Origin of the sequence: Variovorax sp. RA8, assembly GCF_901827175.1 — a bacterium.
GTDB lineage: Bacteria > Pseudomonadota > Gammaproteobacteria > Burkholderiales > Burkholderiaceae_C > Variovorax.
Window position 1 is genome coordinate 1,188,107 of the sequence record NZ_LR594662.1, and the last position, 15,565, is coordinate 1,203,671.

At 71.4% G+C, this 15,565-nt stretch carries 6 protein-coding genes; all 6 read right to left on the bottom strand.

The features are described 5' to 3' along the window. Positions 1–20: 20 nt before the first annotated feature. Positions 21–464 carry a VOC family protein gene (locus E5P3_RS05665; RefSeq protein WP_162585088.1) on the bottom strand — a complete coding sequence of 148 codons (444 nt, stop codon included), beginning with the start codon at positions 462–464 and terminating at the stop codon, positions 21–23. 151 nt (positions 465–615) lie between these two features. Then, positions 616–1,560: an alpha/beta hydrolase gene (locus tag E5P3_RS05670; protein ID WP_162585089.1), complete on the bottom strand. Its 945-nt coding sequence runs from the start codon at positions 1,558–1,560 to the stop codon at positions 616–618. Then, entirely contained in the window at positions 1,553–2,359 is an 807-nt protein-coding gene (locus E5P3_RS05675) for an alpha/beta fold hydrolase (protein WP_162585090.1), read from the bottom strand. The genes E5P3_RS05670 and E5P3_RS05675 overlap by 8 nt, the downstream gene beginning before the upstream one ends. Beyond that, the gene (locus E5P3_RS05680) at positions 2,356–3,072 is read right to left on the bottom strand and encodes a 4'-phosphopantetheinyl transferase family protein (RefSeq protein WP_162585091.1); all 717 of its coding nucleotides are present in this window, start codon (positions 3,070–3,072) and stop codon (positions 2,356–2,358) included. The genes E5P3_RS05675 and E5P3_RS05680 overlap by 4 nt, the downstream gene beginning before the upstream one ends. 10 nt (positions 3,073–3,082) lie before the next feature. Further along, positions 3,083–8,089: a non-ribosomal peptide synthetase gene (locus tag E5P3_RS05685; RefSeq protein WP_162585092.1), complete on the bottom strand. Its 5,007-nt coding sequence runs from the start codon at positions 8,087–8,089 to the stop codon at positions 3,083–3,085. A 58-nt stretch (positions 8,090–8,147) separates the two neighbouring features. Next, the gene (locus E5P3_RS05690; RefSeq protein WP_162585093.1) at positions 8,148–15,500 is read right to left on the bottom strand and encodes a polyketide synthase; all 7,353 of its coding nucleotides are present in this window, start codon (positions 15,498–15,500) and stop codon (positions 8,148–8,150) included. Positions 15,501–15,565 lie beyond the last annotated feature (65 nt).

Genomic DNA, 15,565 nt, shown 5'->3' on the forward strand with positions numbered 1-15,565 from the left:
GGGCCAAGCCGAGCCGGCCCTCACTTCGCGAACAGCCGCCCGATGTCGGCGAAGGCTTTGAGCTCCAGCGCATTCCCCGAGGGGTCGAGGAAGAACATGGTCGCCTGCTCGCCCGGCTCGCCCTTGAAGCGGATATACGGCTCGATGACGAATTGGACGCCGTGCGCCTTCAGCCGGGCCGCCATCGCCTCCCAGTCCGGCATCGGCAGCACGATGCCGAAATGCCGCACCGGCACGCCGTGCCCATCGACCGCATTGCGCTGCGACGCGCCGGTCTCCTCGGGCGCGAGGTGGGCCACGATCTGGTGGCCGTAGAAGTTGAAGTCCACCCAGTCCTGCGCGCTGCGGCCCTCGGGGCAACCCAGCAGCTCGCCGTAGAACCGGCGGGCCAGCGCGAGGTCGTGCACCGGGAAGGCGAGATGGAAGGGAGACAACAGGGCGGGGTTGGTGGTCGGGGTGAGCATCGCTGTGGCTGGCGTGGAGATGGATGCCTGATCCTAAGCCTGCGCGAGATGCTGCCGCACGCGCGTGGTCCCCGGCGCGTCGACGGGCTTGCTCGGCCTGGGCATGCTCCTCCCGCGGGTCACGGAACGCCGCTCGAGGGCGGCAGCCCGCTCAGATCACCGGATCCCGCTGCAACGCAACCGCCGGCCTGCCGCTCGCGAACTGCCCGCCCGCGCGTGCTGGCTCGGCGGCATGCGGCGAGGGAGCCGCTGGCGCACCCTGCACCACCCGCAGGGCCCAGTCGCACACCACCTCGATGAAGATCTGCTGCGAAGCCATCGAGGTGAGGCTGTGGTCGATCTCGCCGATGAACTGGTACTCGAAGTGCTTCGTGAAGGCCTCCTTCGCGAAGGGGCCGAGCTGGTCGCGCTTCCGGTCGGTCACGTGCATGGTGCCGGTGTAGAGCAGCAGCACCGCGACGTTGCGCTCCGCCACCTGCGTCATCGAGCGGCGGAACAGCGCGGCCGTGACCTCCGGCGGATCGGGCTCGAAGATGTGCGGCGCGGCGGCCGCCGCGGCGGCGGTGGAGAACTTGCGCTGCAGCCAGCGCATCGTCTTGCCGATCACCGCGGGATTGGTCAATGCCAGTGCGCGCCACAAGGTGCGCTCCAGCTGCGCGCGCCGGCCGGGGAAGGCATAGCCGTCGAACATCAGCAGGCCCACCACGCGGGAGTCGGCCACCGCCAGCGACAGGCCGTTGGTCGCGCCGGAGCACAGGCCGATCACGATGAAGCGGCGCACGCCCAGCATGGTCTGGATCAGGTTCATGGCCGCCTGCAGGTCGAGCACCGCCTGCGTGAGGAAGTGCTCGGCGCCGCTGGCCGGCCCGCTGTCGCCCAGGCCGGCGAGGTCCATGCGGATGCAGCTGATGCCGCGCGCCGCCATCTCACGCGCCAGCTTGACGTTGATGCGCCGCGGTCCGATGCGGTGGTTGGCGCCCATGTTGAGCATCAGGCAGGCCACCGGCGCCAGCGGCCCCTCGGCCGGGGTGGTGATGATCCCGATCAGCGAGCCGTCGGGTCCGAACTGAACGGGTGTCTCTTTGTAGTCACTCATGTATTACCGCCAGCAGTCGTTGCAGCGCCTCCGTGGGAACCATCGCGTTGTTGGGATGCGGATCGGAGGTCCAGACCAGCGGGTGCTGGAAGGCCGAGATCCGCAACGGCATGTGGCGGGCCGTCTCCTGGGCCGCCCATTGATGGGTCGCGTGGTCCTCGGCATCGGCCAGGACCACCGTCTCGTGCAGCGCCGTGAGCTGCAGGCTGGCCGGCGAGAGCGCGCGCAATTGGTCGCGCATCAGCGGCGACACGCCGAAGCCGAAGGTCTCCTCGGTGAAGGCATCCGGGTCCCGGGCGAGCTGGCGGCGCCAGGCCGCGTCGGGCACGCAGAAGGAGCGCTCCAGCGCGTCGACATGGCCGGCGCGCAGCTCGTCGACGTAACGCGCGCCGTCCACGATGGGGTCCCAGAGGATCAGTCGCGCCGGGTCGCAGCGTCCGCTCTTGGCGGCCATCACCGCCAGCGACGCGCCCAGCCGAGCGCCGAGCCAGATGATGCGCCGGCTGCCGGTGCGCCGCCGCAGCTCCTCGTGCGCGGCGCAGACATCGCGGCGCCAGCCCTCGAGATCGCCGTCGGTGTCCTCGCCGGGCGAGTCGCCGCTGCCGTAATAGTCGAAGCGCAGCACCGCCACGCCGGCCCGCGCGAGCCGGTCGGCCAGCACGCGGAACAGCCGGTGCCCGCGCACGGCCTCCTGGCCCAGGGGCATGCAGATCACCACCGCGAGCTTGGCCTCGCGCTCGGGTGCGTGGAAAAGCCCGAACAGCTGCCTGGAGGCCGGGCCGAAGAGCATCGGAGTCATGCGTACATCTCGTTGTCGACCAGGGGCCGGCACGCTGCCTGGGCCGGCCCGCAGGCCAGCACGCGGGCCACGGCGCACTGCGCTCCCTGGACATCGTGGAAAGAGGATAGCGCCAGCCGCGCGCAGCCGTCGGCGGCGTCGATCTGCACTTCGCGCGCATCGGGCAGGACGCCCACCTCGAAGCTGCGCGTGTCCACCGACAGGCCCATGCCGGTGGCCTTGAGGCAGGCCTCCTTGCGCGTCCAGCAGCAGAGGAAGGCGCGGTCGCGGGTTTCCTGCGGCAGCGCGGCGAGCGCGCGTCGCTCGGCCGCGCTGAAGTAAGTCTCGGCCAGGGCCTCAGCGTCGGGCATCGGGCGCAGCAGCTCGATGTCCACGCCCACCTCGGCGTCGTCGCACACCGCGATCAGGGCCAGCGACTCGCTGTGGCTGAGGTTGAAGCGCAACCCGCCGTGCTCGATCAGGCCCGGCTTGCCGAAGGGGCCCAGCGCGAATTCCAGCGTGGAGGCCGGGAGGCCGCATTGCGAGGAGAGCGTCTCGCGCAGCGCGGCATGGGCGGCGATGAACCGGTTGCGATCGCGCTTGAAGACGAAGCGCCGGGCACGGTCCCACTCCGCTTCAGAGAGGGCGGCCACGGCCTGCGGCGCCGGCGCGGCGTCCAGGTCCACCTGCCAGAGGCGGCAGTTCATCGAGGACGGCAGCTGCATCGTCGTCATGGCGATTCCCTCAATGCTTGCGGCCCCAGCCCAGCACCCGGCCCAGCAGGCCGCCGCGTTTCGCGCTGCCCTCGGCGGCAGGTGCGGCTGCCGCCTCGAGCGGCGTCCCCGCAGCGGCTGAGGCGAGCTGCCCCAGGTTCTCGAACACGTAACGGCGCGGCTCCACGCGGAACCCCATCACCTGCTCGGCCTGCTGCACCACCCGCATCGCCAGCAGCGAGTCGCCGCCCAGGTCGAAGAAGTTGTCGTTGGCGCGGATGTCGTTGACGTCGATGGTGAGCGCGCTAGCCCAGATCTGTGCCAGCTTGGCCTGCTCGGGCAGGAGCAGCGCAGGCTGCGTCTGCGCCGGACGCGCGGCCACGGTCTCGGCCGCGCTCGGCGCCGGTGCCGCGTCGGCGGCCAGGCGCTGCAGGTAGACCGCGCTCTCCGAGCCGTCGGGCGCGGAGAGCGTCGCAAGCGTCGTATCCGGCTGCTGGGCCACCCGGCGCAGCAGCTCCATGTAGCGCTCCTTGAACGCTTCGCCGGTCTCGCGCCGATAGATGTCGGCGTTGTAGACCACGGCGCCCTCGAGGCCCTGGGGCTTGTCCATCAGCCAGATGCCGAGGTCGTCGGTCGCGCCGCGCTGCGGCAGGTGCATCTGCCGATGCGCGAGGCCGCCGATGTCGCGCGGGCGCTCGCGTGCATCCTGGAAGGAGAACAGGGCCTGGTACAGCCCCACGCCCTGGGCCCGCTCCACGAACTCCGGCTCGCTCACCAGGCGCTCGAAGGGGATCTGCTGGTGGCTCATCACCGCGATGAGCTCCTGCTTGACGTAGCGCATGAACTCGCCGAAGCGCAGGGAAGGGTCGACCTGGAAGGACAGCGGCAGCACGTTGTTGAAGAAGCCCATCACCGGCTCCAGCTCGGGCGCCTCGCGGCCGCGCACCGGCGTGGCGATGACGATGGCGCGGCTGTCGATGATGCTGCTCATCATCAGGATGTAGACGCCCAGCGTCAGCATGTTGAGCGTGACGTCGTTGCGCTGGCCGATCTCGCGCAGGCGCTCGGTCAGCGCCTTGTCGACGGTGATCCAGTGCGCGCCACCCTGGCCGCTCATGCCGGCCTTGCGCGGCATGTCGGTGCGCGGCGCCTTCGGCGTTGGCGAGTTGGCGAAGCGGTCCTTCCAGTAGCGCAGCTGCGACTCGAACTCGGGCTCGGTCAGCCACTTCGCATACCAGTCGGCATAGTCGCCGTGGGTCACGGCCAGTTCGGGCAAGCCGTGCGGCTCGCCGCGCACCAGCGCGCCGTAAATGGCCGAGAGCTCGCTCTGCATCACGTCGAAGGACCAGCCGTCCCAGACTAGGTGGTGCGGCACGAACACGAAGGCGTGGTCGTCCTCGGCGATGCGGAACAGGGCCGCGTGGAACATCGGCGCCTGGTGGATGTCGATCGGCCGCTCGGCCAGCGCGTGCATGCGCTCGACCAGCTCGGCCTCGCGCTGGTCCGCCGGCAGCGTGCCCAGGTCGATGACAGGCAGCTCGTAGTCCACCTTCGCCGCGATCAGCGCGGCGGGCGCGCCGGTGGCCGGATCGGGGCCGACGGAGGTGCGCAACGAGGGCTGGCGCTCGATGATCATGGCGAGCGCGGCCTTGAATTTCTCCACGTCCAGCGGCCCGCCGAGGCGGTGCGCCGAGGGCGCGTTGTAGGTCGGCCGGCCCGGATGCAGCTCCTCGATGAAGCGGATGCGCTCCTGCATCGGCGTGAGCGGGGCACTGCGGCGCTCGGCCATGTGCGCGATCGGCGCGCTGCGCGGCGCGTTGCTGCCGTTCAGCCCCTCGATGGCCGCGGCCAGCCGCTCGGCGGTCGGCGCCTCGAAGAGCATGCGCAGCGGCACGGTGAGCTCGAACTCGCGGCTCAGCAGGGTGGTCAGCCGTGCCGCCAGCAGCGAGTGGCCGCCCAGCGAGAAGAAGTCGTCGCGGATGCCCAGGCCCGGCAGGTTGAGCACCCGCTCCATGGTCTGCAGCACGATGCGCTCGCGCTCGTTGCGCGGCGCCAGCCGCTCGCCGGCATCCTGGTGCGTGGCGCTGGGCTTGGGCAGCGCCTTGCGGTCCACCTTGCCGTTGGGCAAGAGCGGGATGGCGTCCAGCGGCACCACGTGCTGCGGCACCATGTACTGCGGCAGGCGGCTGCGCAGATGGCGGTCGAGTGCGGCCAGGTCCACGCTGGCGCCCGGCGAGACGGCCAGGTAGGCGACCAGGCGGACGTCGCCCGGCTGGTCCTCGCGGGTGATCACCACACTGCGCGCCACGCCCTCGGCCTCGTTGCAGCGGGCCTCGATCTCGCCCAGCTCGATGCGATAGCCGCGCACCTTCACCTGGAAGTCGAAGCGGCCCATGTGCTCCAGCAGGCCGTCGTTGCGCCAGCGGCCGCGGTCACCGCTGCGGTAGATCAGGGTCGGCACGCCGTCGATGGGGATGGTGACGAAGCGCTCGGCCGTCAGCTCCGGGCGATCCAGGTAGCCCAGAGTCACGCCCAGGCCGCTGATGCAGATCTCGCCCGGCACGCCGATCGGGCAGGGCTGCAGGTTGGCATCCAGGATCCAGACGCCGGTGTTGGCCATCGGCTTGCCGATGGAGACGCCGCGCGCCGCGATGAGCGGACGCTCCATGCGCCAGACGGTGGACCAGACGGTCGTCTCGGTCGGGCCGTAGAGGTTCCACAGCTCGCTGGTGCGGCCCATCAGTTCGAGCGAGAGGTCTGCGGGCACCGGCTCGGCGCCGATCCAGGCGCGGAAGCCGCGCGGGCCCGACCATTGCGCATCGAGCAGCAGCCGCCACATGCCGGGCGTGGCCTGCAGGATGGTGACGGCCTCGGATTCCAGCAGCGCGCGCAGCCGGTTGCCGTCCATCGCGACTTCGCGCTGCACGATCACGATCTCCGCGCCGGCGGCCAGCGGCAGCATGACCTCGGGCACCGCCATGTCGAAGGACAGGGTGGTGACGGCGGCCAGCCGGTCCTCGGGGCCGATGCCCGGCTCGCGCTGCATCGTCTGCATCAGGTTGGCGACCGCGCGGTGCGGCACGCACACGCCCTTGGGCTTGCCGGTGGAGCCGGAGGTGTAGATCACGTAGGCCGTGTCTTCCGCCTGCGCGTCCTGCGCGCCGGGCGGCAGGGCGGTCGCGGGCTGGTCGAGCCAGGCGGAATCGGTGTCGAGCAGCAGCACGCGCTCGGCCGCGTCCTCGCGCCAGGCCTTGGGCGCGGCGGCGATGGTGGAGGAAGTCAGCAGCAGGCCGAGCCTCGCATCCTGCGCGTAGTAGTCCAGGCGAGCTTGCGGGAAGGCCGGGTCCAGCGGCACGTAGGCCGCGCCGCTCTTGAGCACGGCCAGCAGGGCGACGAACATGTCGAAGCCGCGGTCCAGGCACAGGCCGACGCGTTCGCCGCGGCCCATGCCGCGCGCGCGCAGCGCGTGGGCCAGGCGGTTGGAGCGCTCCTCGAGCTCGCGGTAGCTCAGGCGCTGGGCGCCGTCGCGCAGGGCGGGGCGCTCGGGCTGGGAGGCCGCGTGGGCCAGGAAGCCGGCATGCATCAGCGGCGCGCCTTCGAGCGGCGTCGGCGCCGGCTGCAGGGCTGCCAGCGCGTGCGCCTTCGCCTCAGACAGCAGCGCGAGCCGGCCCACGGCCTGGGAGGGCTGGCGGACCACGGCGCGCAGCAGCTGCTCGTACATGTCCAGCCAACTGCGCACCGTTGCGTCGTCGTAGAGGTCGGCGTTGTACTGGGCCTCCATCTGCATGCCGCCCACCACGGGCGTGATGTTCAGGAACAGCTCGAAGTTCTCGTAGCGCCGGCCGATGGTGCTCTGCTCGACCTTCAGCTCGGGGAAGTTGCCGTCGTTGGGCGCCGCATCGCGGTCCACGTTGAACAGCACGTTCACCAGCGGCAGGCGGCTGGGATCGCGCGGCACCGGCAACTTCTTGAGCAGCGCGCCGTAGCCCAGGGTCTGGTGCTCGAAGGCGTCGAGCAGGGTGCTGCCGGAGGTCCGTGCCAGCTGGTCGAAAGGAGCCTGCGCGTCGACCGCGACCCGGATCGGCAGCAGGTTGACGCAGTGGCCCACCAGCGAGGGCATGTCGCTCGGCATCTGGCCGGCGGCGGCGATGCCGATCACCAGGTCGTCCTGCGCCGTCAGGCGGTGCAGCATGGCCGCGAAGGCGCTGAACATGGTGGCGAACAGGCTGGTGCCGGCACTGGCGCCGAACTTTCGCAGGCCGTCGATGAGCGGCTGCTCCAGCAGATGGTCGATGCGGTAGGCGTTGAAGGTCCGCACCGGCGGGCGCGGGCGATCCAGCGGCAGCTCCAGCACCGGCAGGCTGCCGCCGGCAAAGCGCGAGAGCCAGTAGCCGATGTGGGCGTCCATCTCGGGGCTGTTCGCCTCCTTGGCTTCCCAGGCGGCGTAGTCGGAGTACTGGGCGGCCGGCTCCAGCGCCGGGCCGGCGCCGATCTGCTCGGCGTAGAGCGCGCCCAGGTCCTGGCTGATCACGCCCCAGGACCAGCCGTCGCAGACCGCGTGATGCGCACTGAGCACCAGCACATGATCGATGGACGACAGCCGGTAGAGCGCGGCGCGGAACAACGGGCCCTGCTCCAGGTTTAAGCGCTCGAGCACCACGGCCAGGCCGTCGTCCTCCAGCCGGCGCGCCTGCGCCGCCGGGTCGAGTGTGCTCAGGTCATGCTCGGCGAGGACGACCGGGGCCGGCTCGCCGATCAGCAGTTGCGTGCCGTCCGGCGAGATGGTGGCGCGCAGCGACTCGTGGCGCCCCACCAGGCGGTCCAGCGCCAGGGCGAGCGCGGCGGTGTCCAGCACGCCCTTCAGGCGCAGGCGCATCGACTCGTTGTAGGCCAGCGAGGCCTCGGGGCTCAGGCGATCGCCGAGCCAGACCTCGCGCTGGGCCTCGGTGGTGGGAACGATCCGTTCGATCAGGCCCGAGGCGAAGGGATCGAAGTCCTCGGTGGTGTCCTCGGGAGCGAGGGTGGCAACGGCGCTCATTCATTAACCTCCGCCCTGCGGGCTACGGTGCTATTCGTCTTGGGAGCGGCTGTGCGGCTCATGCTTGGTACTTCGTGAACTTGCCCTGGGCCTTGGGGTCCGGCACGAACCAGGCAGGCTGGCCGTCTTTGTCGCGTCCGAGGCGGGCGTTGGGCGTAGGAGGATGCGCCGGATCGAGGGCCATCCGGGGGGCCGCGCGGCGCGGCAGCAGCTCGGCTTCCTGCATCTCGGCGATCGACTCCTTGAAGGCCGACTTGATGGTCGCGATGTCCTGCTGCGAATGCGCGGTGGTCATGAAGCAGGGGAAGTTGTCCAGGATGTGCACGCCGCGGCTGCGCATCATCGCGAACAGCAGGTCCTGCAGCGGATGGTCTTCCAGCCAGCTCACGCGCCAGAGCGACGAGAAGTAGCGGATCTCCAGCGGCGCGCCGACCTCGCGGCAGAAGGCCGTGAGCTCGTCGGCCATCGCCGCCGTGTGCAGGTTGAGCTGGGTCTGCAGCTTGTTGTTGTCCTGCTTGAGGTGCTCCAGCGCGGCCTTGGAGGCCGCCAGCGCGAGCGGATGCCGCACGAAGGTGCCGGCGAAGTAGGTCACGCCCACGGTGGGTACCGAGTCGTCGCCGTACTGCCAGGGGCCGCCGTCCAGCGCATCCATGTAGGTGCGCTTGCCGGCGATCACGCCGACGGGCATGCCGCCGCCCAGGACCTTGCCGTAGGTGGCGAGGTCGGCGCGGATGCCGAACAGCGCCTGCGCCCCGCCGAGGTCGCAGCGGAAGCCGGTGATGACCTCGTCGAAGATCAGGCAGGTCTCGGACTTCTCGGTGATGGCGCGCACCTCGCGCAGGAACTCGCGCGGCTGGAAGTCGGGCCGGCGGCTCTGCACCGGCTCGACCAGCACGGCGGCCAGGTCGTCGGCGTTGGCGCGGATGAATTCGAGCGCCTCGGGCGTGCCGTAGTCCAGCACGCGCACGTCGCCGAACATGCCCTGCAGCACGCCGGGCGCGGCCGACATGCCCTTGGCGCTGCGGCCGGCACGCACCAGCACCTCGTCGAAGGTGCCGTGGTAGGAGCCGGTGAACAGCACCACCGTGCTGCGGCCGGTCACGGTGCGCGCGATGCGCAGCGCCGCCATCACGGCCTCGGAGCCGGTGTTGCACAGGCCCGCGCGGTCGAAGCCGGTGAGCTCGCACAGCAGCCGGGTCACGTCGGCCGCCAGGGGGTGCTGCGGGCCGATCTCGTAGCCCAGGTCGAGCTGCTTCTTCACCGCCTCGTTGATGAAGTCCGGCGTCCAGCCGAAGAGGTTCATGCCGAAGCCGTTGAGCGTGTCGACGTACTCGTTGCCGTCGATGTCCCACAGGCGCGACCCCTTGGAGCGCTCGATCACGATCTGGTAGGTGATCTCCTTGGTCGCGGGCCGGAAGCCGTTGACCACGCGCGGGTCCGCCATGTGCGGGCGGTTGTGCTCGGTGAACGCCTTGCTCTTCTGCGTGCGCTCCACGTAGCGGCGCATGAAGGCGGCCAGCCGCGCCTTCTGGCGTTCGGTCGGCTCCTTGCTTTGCGTGTGGATGCGCGCGATCGCGCCGAAGGCCTTCTTGACGTCGTACGTCGGCGCCGGGACCGGCTCCTCGGGAGCCGGCTCGGGGGTGTTGGACGCCGTGGCCGCGGCGGTGGCCATGGGCGTGGGTTGCTCCACCGCCGGCACCGGCAGCGCGGGGCTGACCGGAACCGTCGGCGCCGCCGACAGCAATGCGAGTTGCTGTTGCATCAATTGCATCTGTTGCGCGATGACCTGCTGGACCAGGCTGCCGCCGGCGTGCGCGACGGCAGGCAGGGGCTGCAGGACCTGCACCGCCGGCATCGCCATCGCAGGCACCGCTGCCGCCGCCTGCTGCGGCGCCACGGCCGCGGGCATCGGCGCTGCGGGCGGCATCGCGGGCGCGGCTTCCGGGGGCAGCGTGGCATCGAGGAATTCGGCCAGCGCATCGAAGCTGCGATAGCTCTCCATCAGCTGCCGGAAGCTCAGGTTGACCTTGAAGGTCTTCTTGACCTGCAGCGCGGCCTGGGTGAGCGTGAGCGAGTCCAGCCCGATCTCGACGAAGGGCGCGGCCCCGTCGACCTCGGCCATGTCGGCACCGGAGAGGTTCTCGAACAGCTCGCGCAGGCGTGTGACGAGCGAGGCGCGGCGCGCGGGTGGCGGGGAAATGGCGGCTGCGGCGGTCATGGGTGTCAACTCCGGAATCGATGGGGCCTGGGGTCCAGGTTCAGGTGTGGAAGAAGAAGCGAGCGCAGGCGCGACCGGTGCCGACGATGCGATGTCGACCCAGAAGCGCTTGCGCTCGAAGGGGGTGGTGGGCAGGCGCACGCGGTGCTTGCGCGCACGACGGTCCAGCGGCGAGAGATCGATCTCGGCGCCCTGTGCCCACAGCCGGCCCGCGGCCAGCCGCCAGGCGGCGCATTCGCTCGCGGGCTGGTCGGCCAGCAGCGAGACGGCGGGCGCCGGCTGGGCCTTGCTCGCGTGCTGGCGCACCAGCGTGGCCAGGGTGTTGCGTGGGCCGAGCTCGACGAAGAGCGGATGCGCGAGCTGGGCCAGCACCTCGCGCACGGCGGGCGAGAAGCGCACCGTCTCGCGCAGATGGCGGGCCCAGTAGCGCGGGTCGGTCGCTTCCTCGGCTGTCAGGAGGCGGCCGGTGAGGGTGGAGTAGATCGGCAGGCGAGGTGCCGAGAGGCTGAGCTCGCCCGCCAGGGCCTCGAAGGGCGCGACGGCGGGCTCCATCATCGCGGAGTGGAAGGCATGCGAGGTCTGCAGCGCCTTGGCGACGATGCCCTTGGCCTCGAGCGCGGCGCGCAGCTGCTCGATGGCCTCGGCCGGGCCGGCGGCGACCGACACCGCGGGGCCGTTGTCCGCAGCCAGCGAGATGCCTTCGGGCAGCAGCGGCAGCAGCTCGGCTGCGGCCAGGCGCACCGAGAGCATGATGCCCGCCGGTTGCGCCTGCATCAGCGCGCCGCGGCGTGCGACCAGCCGCGCTGCGTCTTCCAGGCGCATCACGCCGGCCAGCACGGCGGCGGCGAATTCGCCCACGCTGTGGCCGATCATCGCGGCCGGCTGCACGCCCAGAGACATGAGCTGGCGGGCCAGCGCATATTCGAGCGCGAAGGTGGCAGGCTGGGTGACCGAGGTGGGCGAGAGCGCCGTCGGATCTTCCGAGGCGATGCGCTCGCGCAGATCGAAGTCCAGCACGCCCTCGAAGGCCTGCAGGCATTCGTCGAAGGCGGCGCGGAACACCGGCTCGGCCGCGTGCAGCGCCAGGCCCATGCCCGCGTACTGCGCGCCTTGGCCGGGGAACATGAACACCGGCTGCGGCACCCAGGCCGGGGCGGCGGCGCCGGCACGGGCGGGGGAATCCGCGGTGCGCAGGGCAGCCACGGCCTCGTCGATGGATGAGGCCACCACGCAGGCGCGCTGGGCGAAGGCCTTGCGGCCGACGCGCAGGGTGTGCGCGACGTCGGCCAGCGGCAGTTCGCGGTGGGTGTCGAGGTGATCGGCCAGCTGGGCCGCCGCCGTCGCGAGCGCGGCCGGCGAGCGGGCCGACAGCACCAGCAGCTGCGGGCCGGTGGCCGTATCGGAGGGCTCGCGCAGCGGCGCCTCTTCCACGATCACGTGCGCGTTGGTGCCGCCCACGCCGAAGGCGCTGACGCCGGCGCGCCGCGGCGCGGCGCCGCGCGGCCACGGGCGCAGCTGGCTGTTGACGCTGAAGGGCGTGGCGTCGAAGTCGATGGCCGGGTTCGGCGTCTCGTAGTGCAGGCTGGCCGGGATCGCCTCGCAGTGCAGCGCGAGCGCGGTCTTGATCAGGCCCGCCGCGCCGGCCGCCGTGACCATGTGGCCCACGTTGCTCTTGAGCGAGCCGATGGTGCAGAAGCCCTTGTCGGCCGTGTGCGCGGCATAGGCGCGCACCAGGCCCTCGACCTCGATCGGATCGCCCATCGGCGTCGCGGTGCCGTGCGTCTCGACGTAGGAGATGCTGCGCGCCTCCACGCCGGACTGCGCGAGCGCAGCCCCGATCACTGCGGCCTGGCCGTCCACGCTGGGTGCGGTGAAGCTGGCCTTGGCGCCGCCATCGTTGTTGACGGCCGCGCCGCGCAGCACGGCGTAGATGGTGTCGCCGTCGGCGATCGCGTCGGACAGGCGCTTGAGCAGCACCACCGTCGCGCCGTCGCTGAAGACCGTGCCCTTGGCCTTGGCATCGAAGCTGCGCGTGTGGCCATCGGGCGAGAGCATCGAGCCTTCGTTGTAGAGGTAGCCGCTCCTCGGCGGGCAGGTGACCGAGGCGCCGCCGGCCAGCGCCATGCGGCACTGCCCGGTGCGCAGCGCGTGGAAGGCCTGGGCCACCGCCACCAGCGACGTCGAGCAGGCGGTGTGCACGCTGACGGCCGGGCCGGTCAGGTTGAGCCTGTTCGCGACGCGGGTGGTGATGTAGTCCTTCTCGTTGGCCAGCATCACCTGGAACTCGCCGACCATCTCGACCAGGTCGGGCCGCGTGGACACGTGGCGCTGGAAGTAGCTGGCGTTGTACATGCCGGCGTACACGCCGACCGGGCCCGGCGCCTGGTCGGGCGCGTAGCCGCCGCGCTCCAGGCATTCCCAGCAGATCTCGAGGAAGACGCGCTGCTGCGGGTCCATCAGCTCGGCTTCCTTCGGGTTGATGCCGAAGAAGGCGGCGTCGAAGTTCTCGATGCCGTCGAGCACGCCGCGGGCGCGCACGTACAGCGGGTCGGCGCGCAGCGCGGCGCTGACGCCGGCATCGAGCGTCGCATCGTCGAAGAAGCTGATCGACTCACGCCCTGCCATCAGGTTGTCCCAGAACTGCTCGACATCCGCGGCGCCGGGGAAGCGGCCGGCCATCGCCACCAGGGCGACGGCTTCGCTGTCGGCGCCGGCCGCGGGCCGGGCGGGCGCGCGTTCGGCAGGGGCTGCCACCGGGGTGGTCTCGGCGGCCTGCATGTCGCCCGCCAGCGCGGCCGGCGTAGGTTGCCGGAAGAACAGGTTGGTGCTGAGGCGGCGCGTGCTGCCCTGCTGCAGGTCCTTGAGCACCCGCAGCACCAGCAGCGAATCGCCGCCCAGGTCGAAGAAGTTGTCGTCTCGGCCGACCTGGTCGAGGCCCAGCGCGCGGGCAAAGGCGGCGCAGACGCGGCGCTCGGTCTCGTTGCGCGCTTCAGCGTAGGGCTGCGCCAGCTCGGGCCGCTGGCGCGGCGGCTCGGGGAGGGCGCGGCGGTCGAGCTTGCCGTTGGTGGTCACGGGCAACTGCGCGAGCCACACCTGGGCCGCGGGAATCATGGGCTCCGGCAGGCGTTCGGCCAGGTGCTGGCGCAGCGCGCTCCAGGGCAGTTCGGCATCCCGCGCCACCAGGTAGGCGACGAGGCGCAGGCGGCCGGCCGCGTCCTTCTGTGGCACGACCGCGCAGGACTTGAGGCCTGGATGGGCCAGCAGCGCGGCCTCGATCTCGCCGGTCTCGATGCGGTGGCCGCGGATCTTCACCTGGCCGTCGATGCGGCCGATGTATTCGATCGTGCCGTCCGGCAGCCAGCGCACCTGGTCGCCGGTGCGATAAAGGCGCTCGCCGTCGGCGAAGGGATCGGCCACGAAGCGCTCGGCCGTGAGCGCAGGGCTTTGCAGGTAGCCGCGCGCCAGGCCGCGGCCGCCGATGCACAGCTCGCCGACCAGGCCCGCGGGCAGCAGCGCCATGGAGGGGCTCAGCACGCGCAGCGCGGTCTCGTTGATGGGACGGCCGATCGGCACCGAGCGCGCATCGGCCGGCAGCTCGCGCGGAATGCGGTGGGTGGCCGCGAAGGTGGTGCACTCGGTCGGGCCGTAGCCGTTGATCAGCGTGGTGTCCGGCAGGGCCGCCAGCGCGCGCCGCACATGCGGCACCGACAGCGCCTCGCCGCCGGTCAGCAACTGCCGCAGGCCGGCGAGCTGCACCGGGTCGTCGTCCACCACGGCGTTGAACAGGCCGGCCGTCAGCCAGGCGGTCTTCACCTGGTGCCGGGCGATGGTGCGCGCCAAGCCGGCACCGCTGGGCACCTTCTCGTCGTGCACCACGCAGATGCCGCCATTGAGGAGCGGGCCCCAGATCTCCAGCGTCGATGCATCGAAGCCCAGCGGCGCCGCATGCAGCACGGCCTCGCCGGGCGGCAGCTCGACGTAATTCGAATCGACCGCCAGCCGCAGGATCGAGCGATGGCAGATCTCGATGCCCTTGGGCGTGCCGGTCGAGCCGGAGGTGTACATCACGTAGGCGACGGATTCGCCATCCGCGGCTGCGGGTGCGAAGGGAGGCAGCGCGGCCTTTCCATCGCCCTCGGCGGCGCCTTGCTCGTCGATGGCCAGCAGCGGCCGCTCGGCCGGCACCAGCGGCTTGTAGGCGGCCTGCGTCACGACCAGCCCCACATCGGAATGCGCCAGCATGAAGGCGATGCGCTCGGCCGGGAAATCGGGTTGCACCGGCACGTAGGCCGCGCCGGCCTTCAGGATGCCGAGCAGCGCCACCACGGCGGCGCTCGAGCGATCCAGCAGCACGCCCACGGTGTGGCCGGCGCGCACGCCGCGCGCCTGCAGCCGGCGGGCCAGCGATTCGGCATGCTGGTCCAGCTCGCGATAGCTCAGCGCGCCCGTCTCGCCGATCAGCGCGACGGCGTCGCCCCGCGCGGCCACCTGGCGCTCGAACAGGGCGTGAACGGTCAGCGCCCGGTCGAAGGCGCCGGGCGGGGCGTTCCAGGTCTCGAGCTGCCGCTGCCGGTCCGCGGCCGGCAGGGTGCGGATCTCGCCCAGGCGGGCTTCCGGGTGGTCGAGCAGGTCGGCCGCGGCATCGGCTACGGCCAGCAGCAGGCTGATCTCGATCGCGCTGTCCATCAGCGAGGCGGCGCCGGTCAACCGCAGTGCGGCCGGCAGGCCGGGCGGCGCCTGCAAGCCCAGCTGAAGCATGACGGTGCCGTCGGCCTCATGGGCCACGCCTTCGCGCAGCCAGCGGGCAAAAGGGCTGGCCGATGCTTCGACCGGCTGCGCGTCCCGGCGCGCGCGGTCGACCTGTGCGATCCATTGCCAGGCCGAGCTGTCCCGGTCGCAGTGCAATGCGAGCCGGGCCGAGGCGCCGGCGCCCAGCGCCTCGTGGAATTCCACTGAGGGCTGACCTAGCCAGTGGGACTGCAGCAGCACCCAAGCCGCGGCGAACAGGGTGTCCGGGAGATAGCCGCCCTGCTGGGCTTCCGACGCCCAGCGCGCTGCGAGCGCCGCCGGAATGTCGAGGCTGGAAGCGTGTACTGCGGCTTGACCCGGCTTGCTGGAACGGGGAGCGAACAGGTCAGCGAGTGAAAGCGCGCCGGCCTCGGTCGAGGAAGGGGGGAGGGGTTCGTGCTCCATGAACTGTTGATTCCGCATTGAACTGCCCTTGCCTTCCTAACCCCGTATGTGTATCGATGCCGCAA

Bases quoted from the DNA above. Each gene is read 5' to 3' on its own strand.
- E5P3_RS05690 (WP_162585093.1), bottom strand. From the start codon at position 15,500: ATGGAGCACGAACCCCTCCCCCCTTCCTCGACCGAGGCCGGCGCGCTT.
- E5P3_RS05680 (WP_162585091.1), bottom strand. From the start codon at position 3,072: ATGACGACGATGCAGCTGCCGTCCTCGATGAACTGCCGCCTCTGGCAG.
- E5P3_RS05665 (WP_162585088.1), bottom strand. From the start codon at position 464: ATGCTCACCCCGACCACCAACCCCGCCCTGTTGTCTCCCTTCCATCTC.
- E5P3_RS05685 (WP_162585092.1), bottom strand. From the start codon at position 8,089: ATGAGCGCCGTTGCCACCCTCGCTCCCGAGGACACCACCGAGGACTTC.
- E5P3_RS05670 (WP_162585089.1), bottom strand. From the start codon at position 1,560: ATGAGTGACTACAAAGAGACACCCGTTCAGTTCGGACCCGACGGCTCG.
- E5P3_RS05675 (WP_162585090.1), bottom strand. From the start codon at position 2,359: ATGACTCCGATGCTCTTCGGCCCGGCCTCCAGGCAGCTGTTCGGGCTT.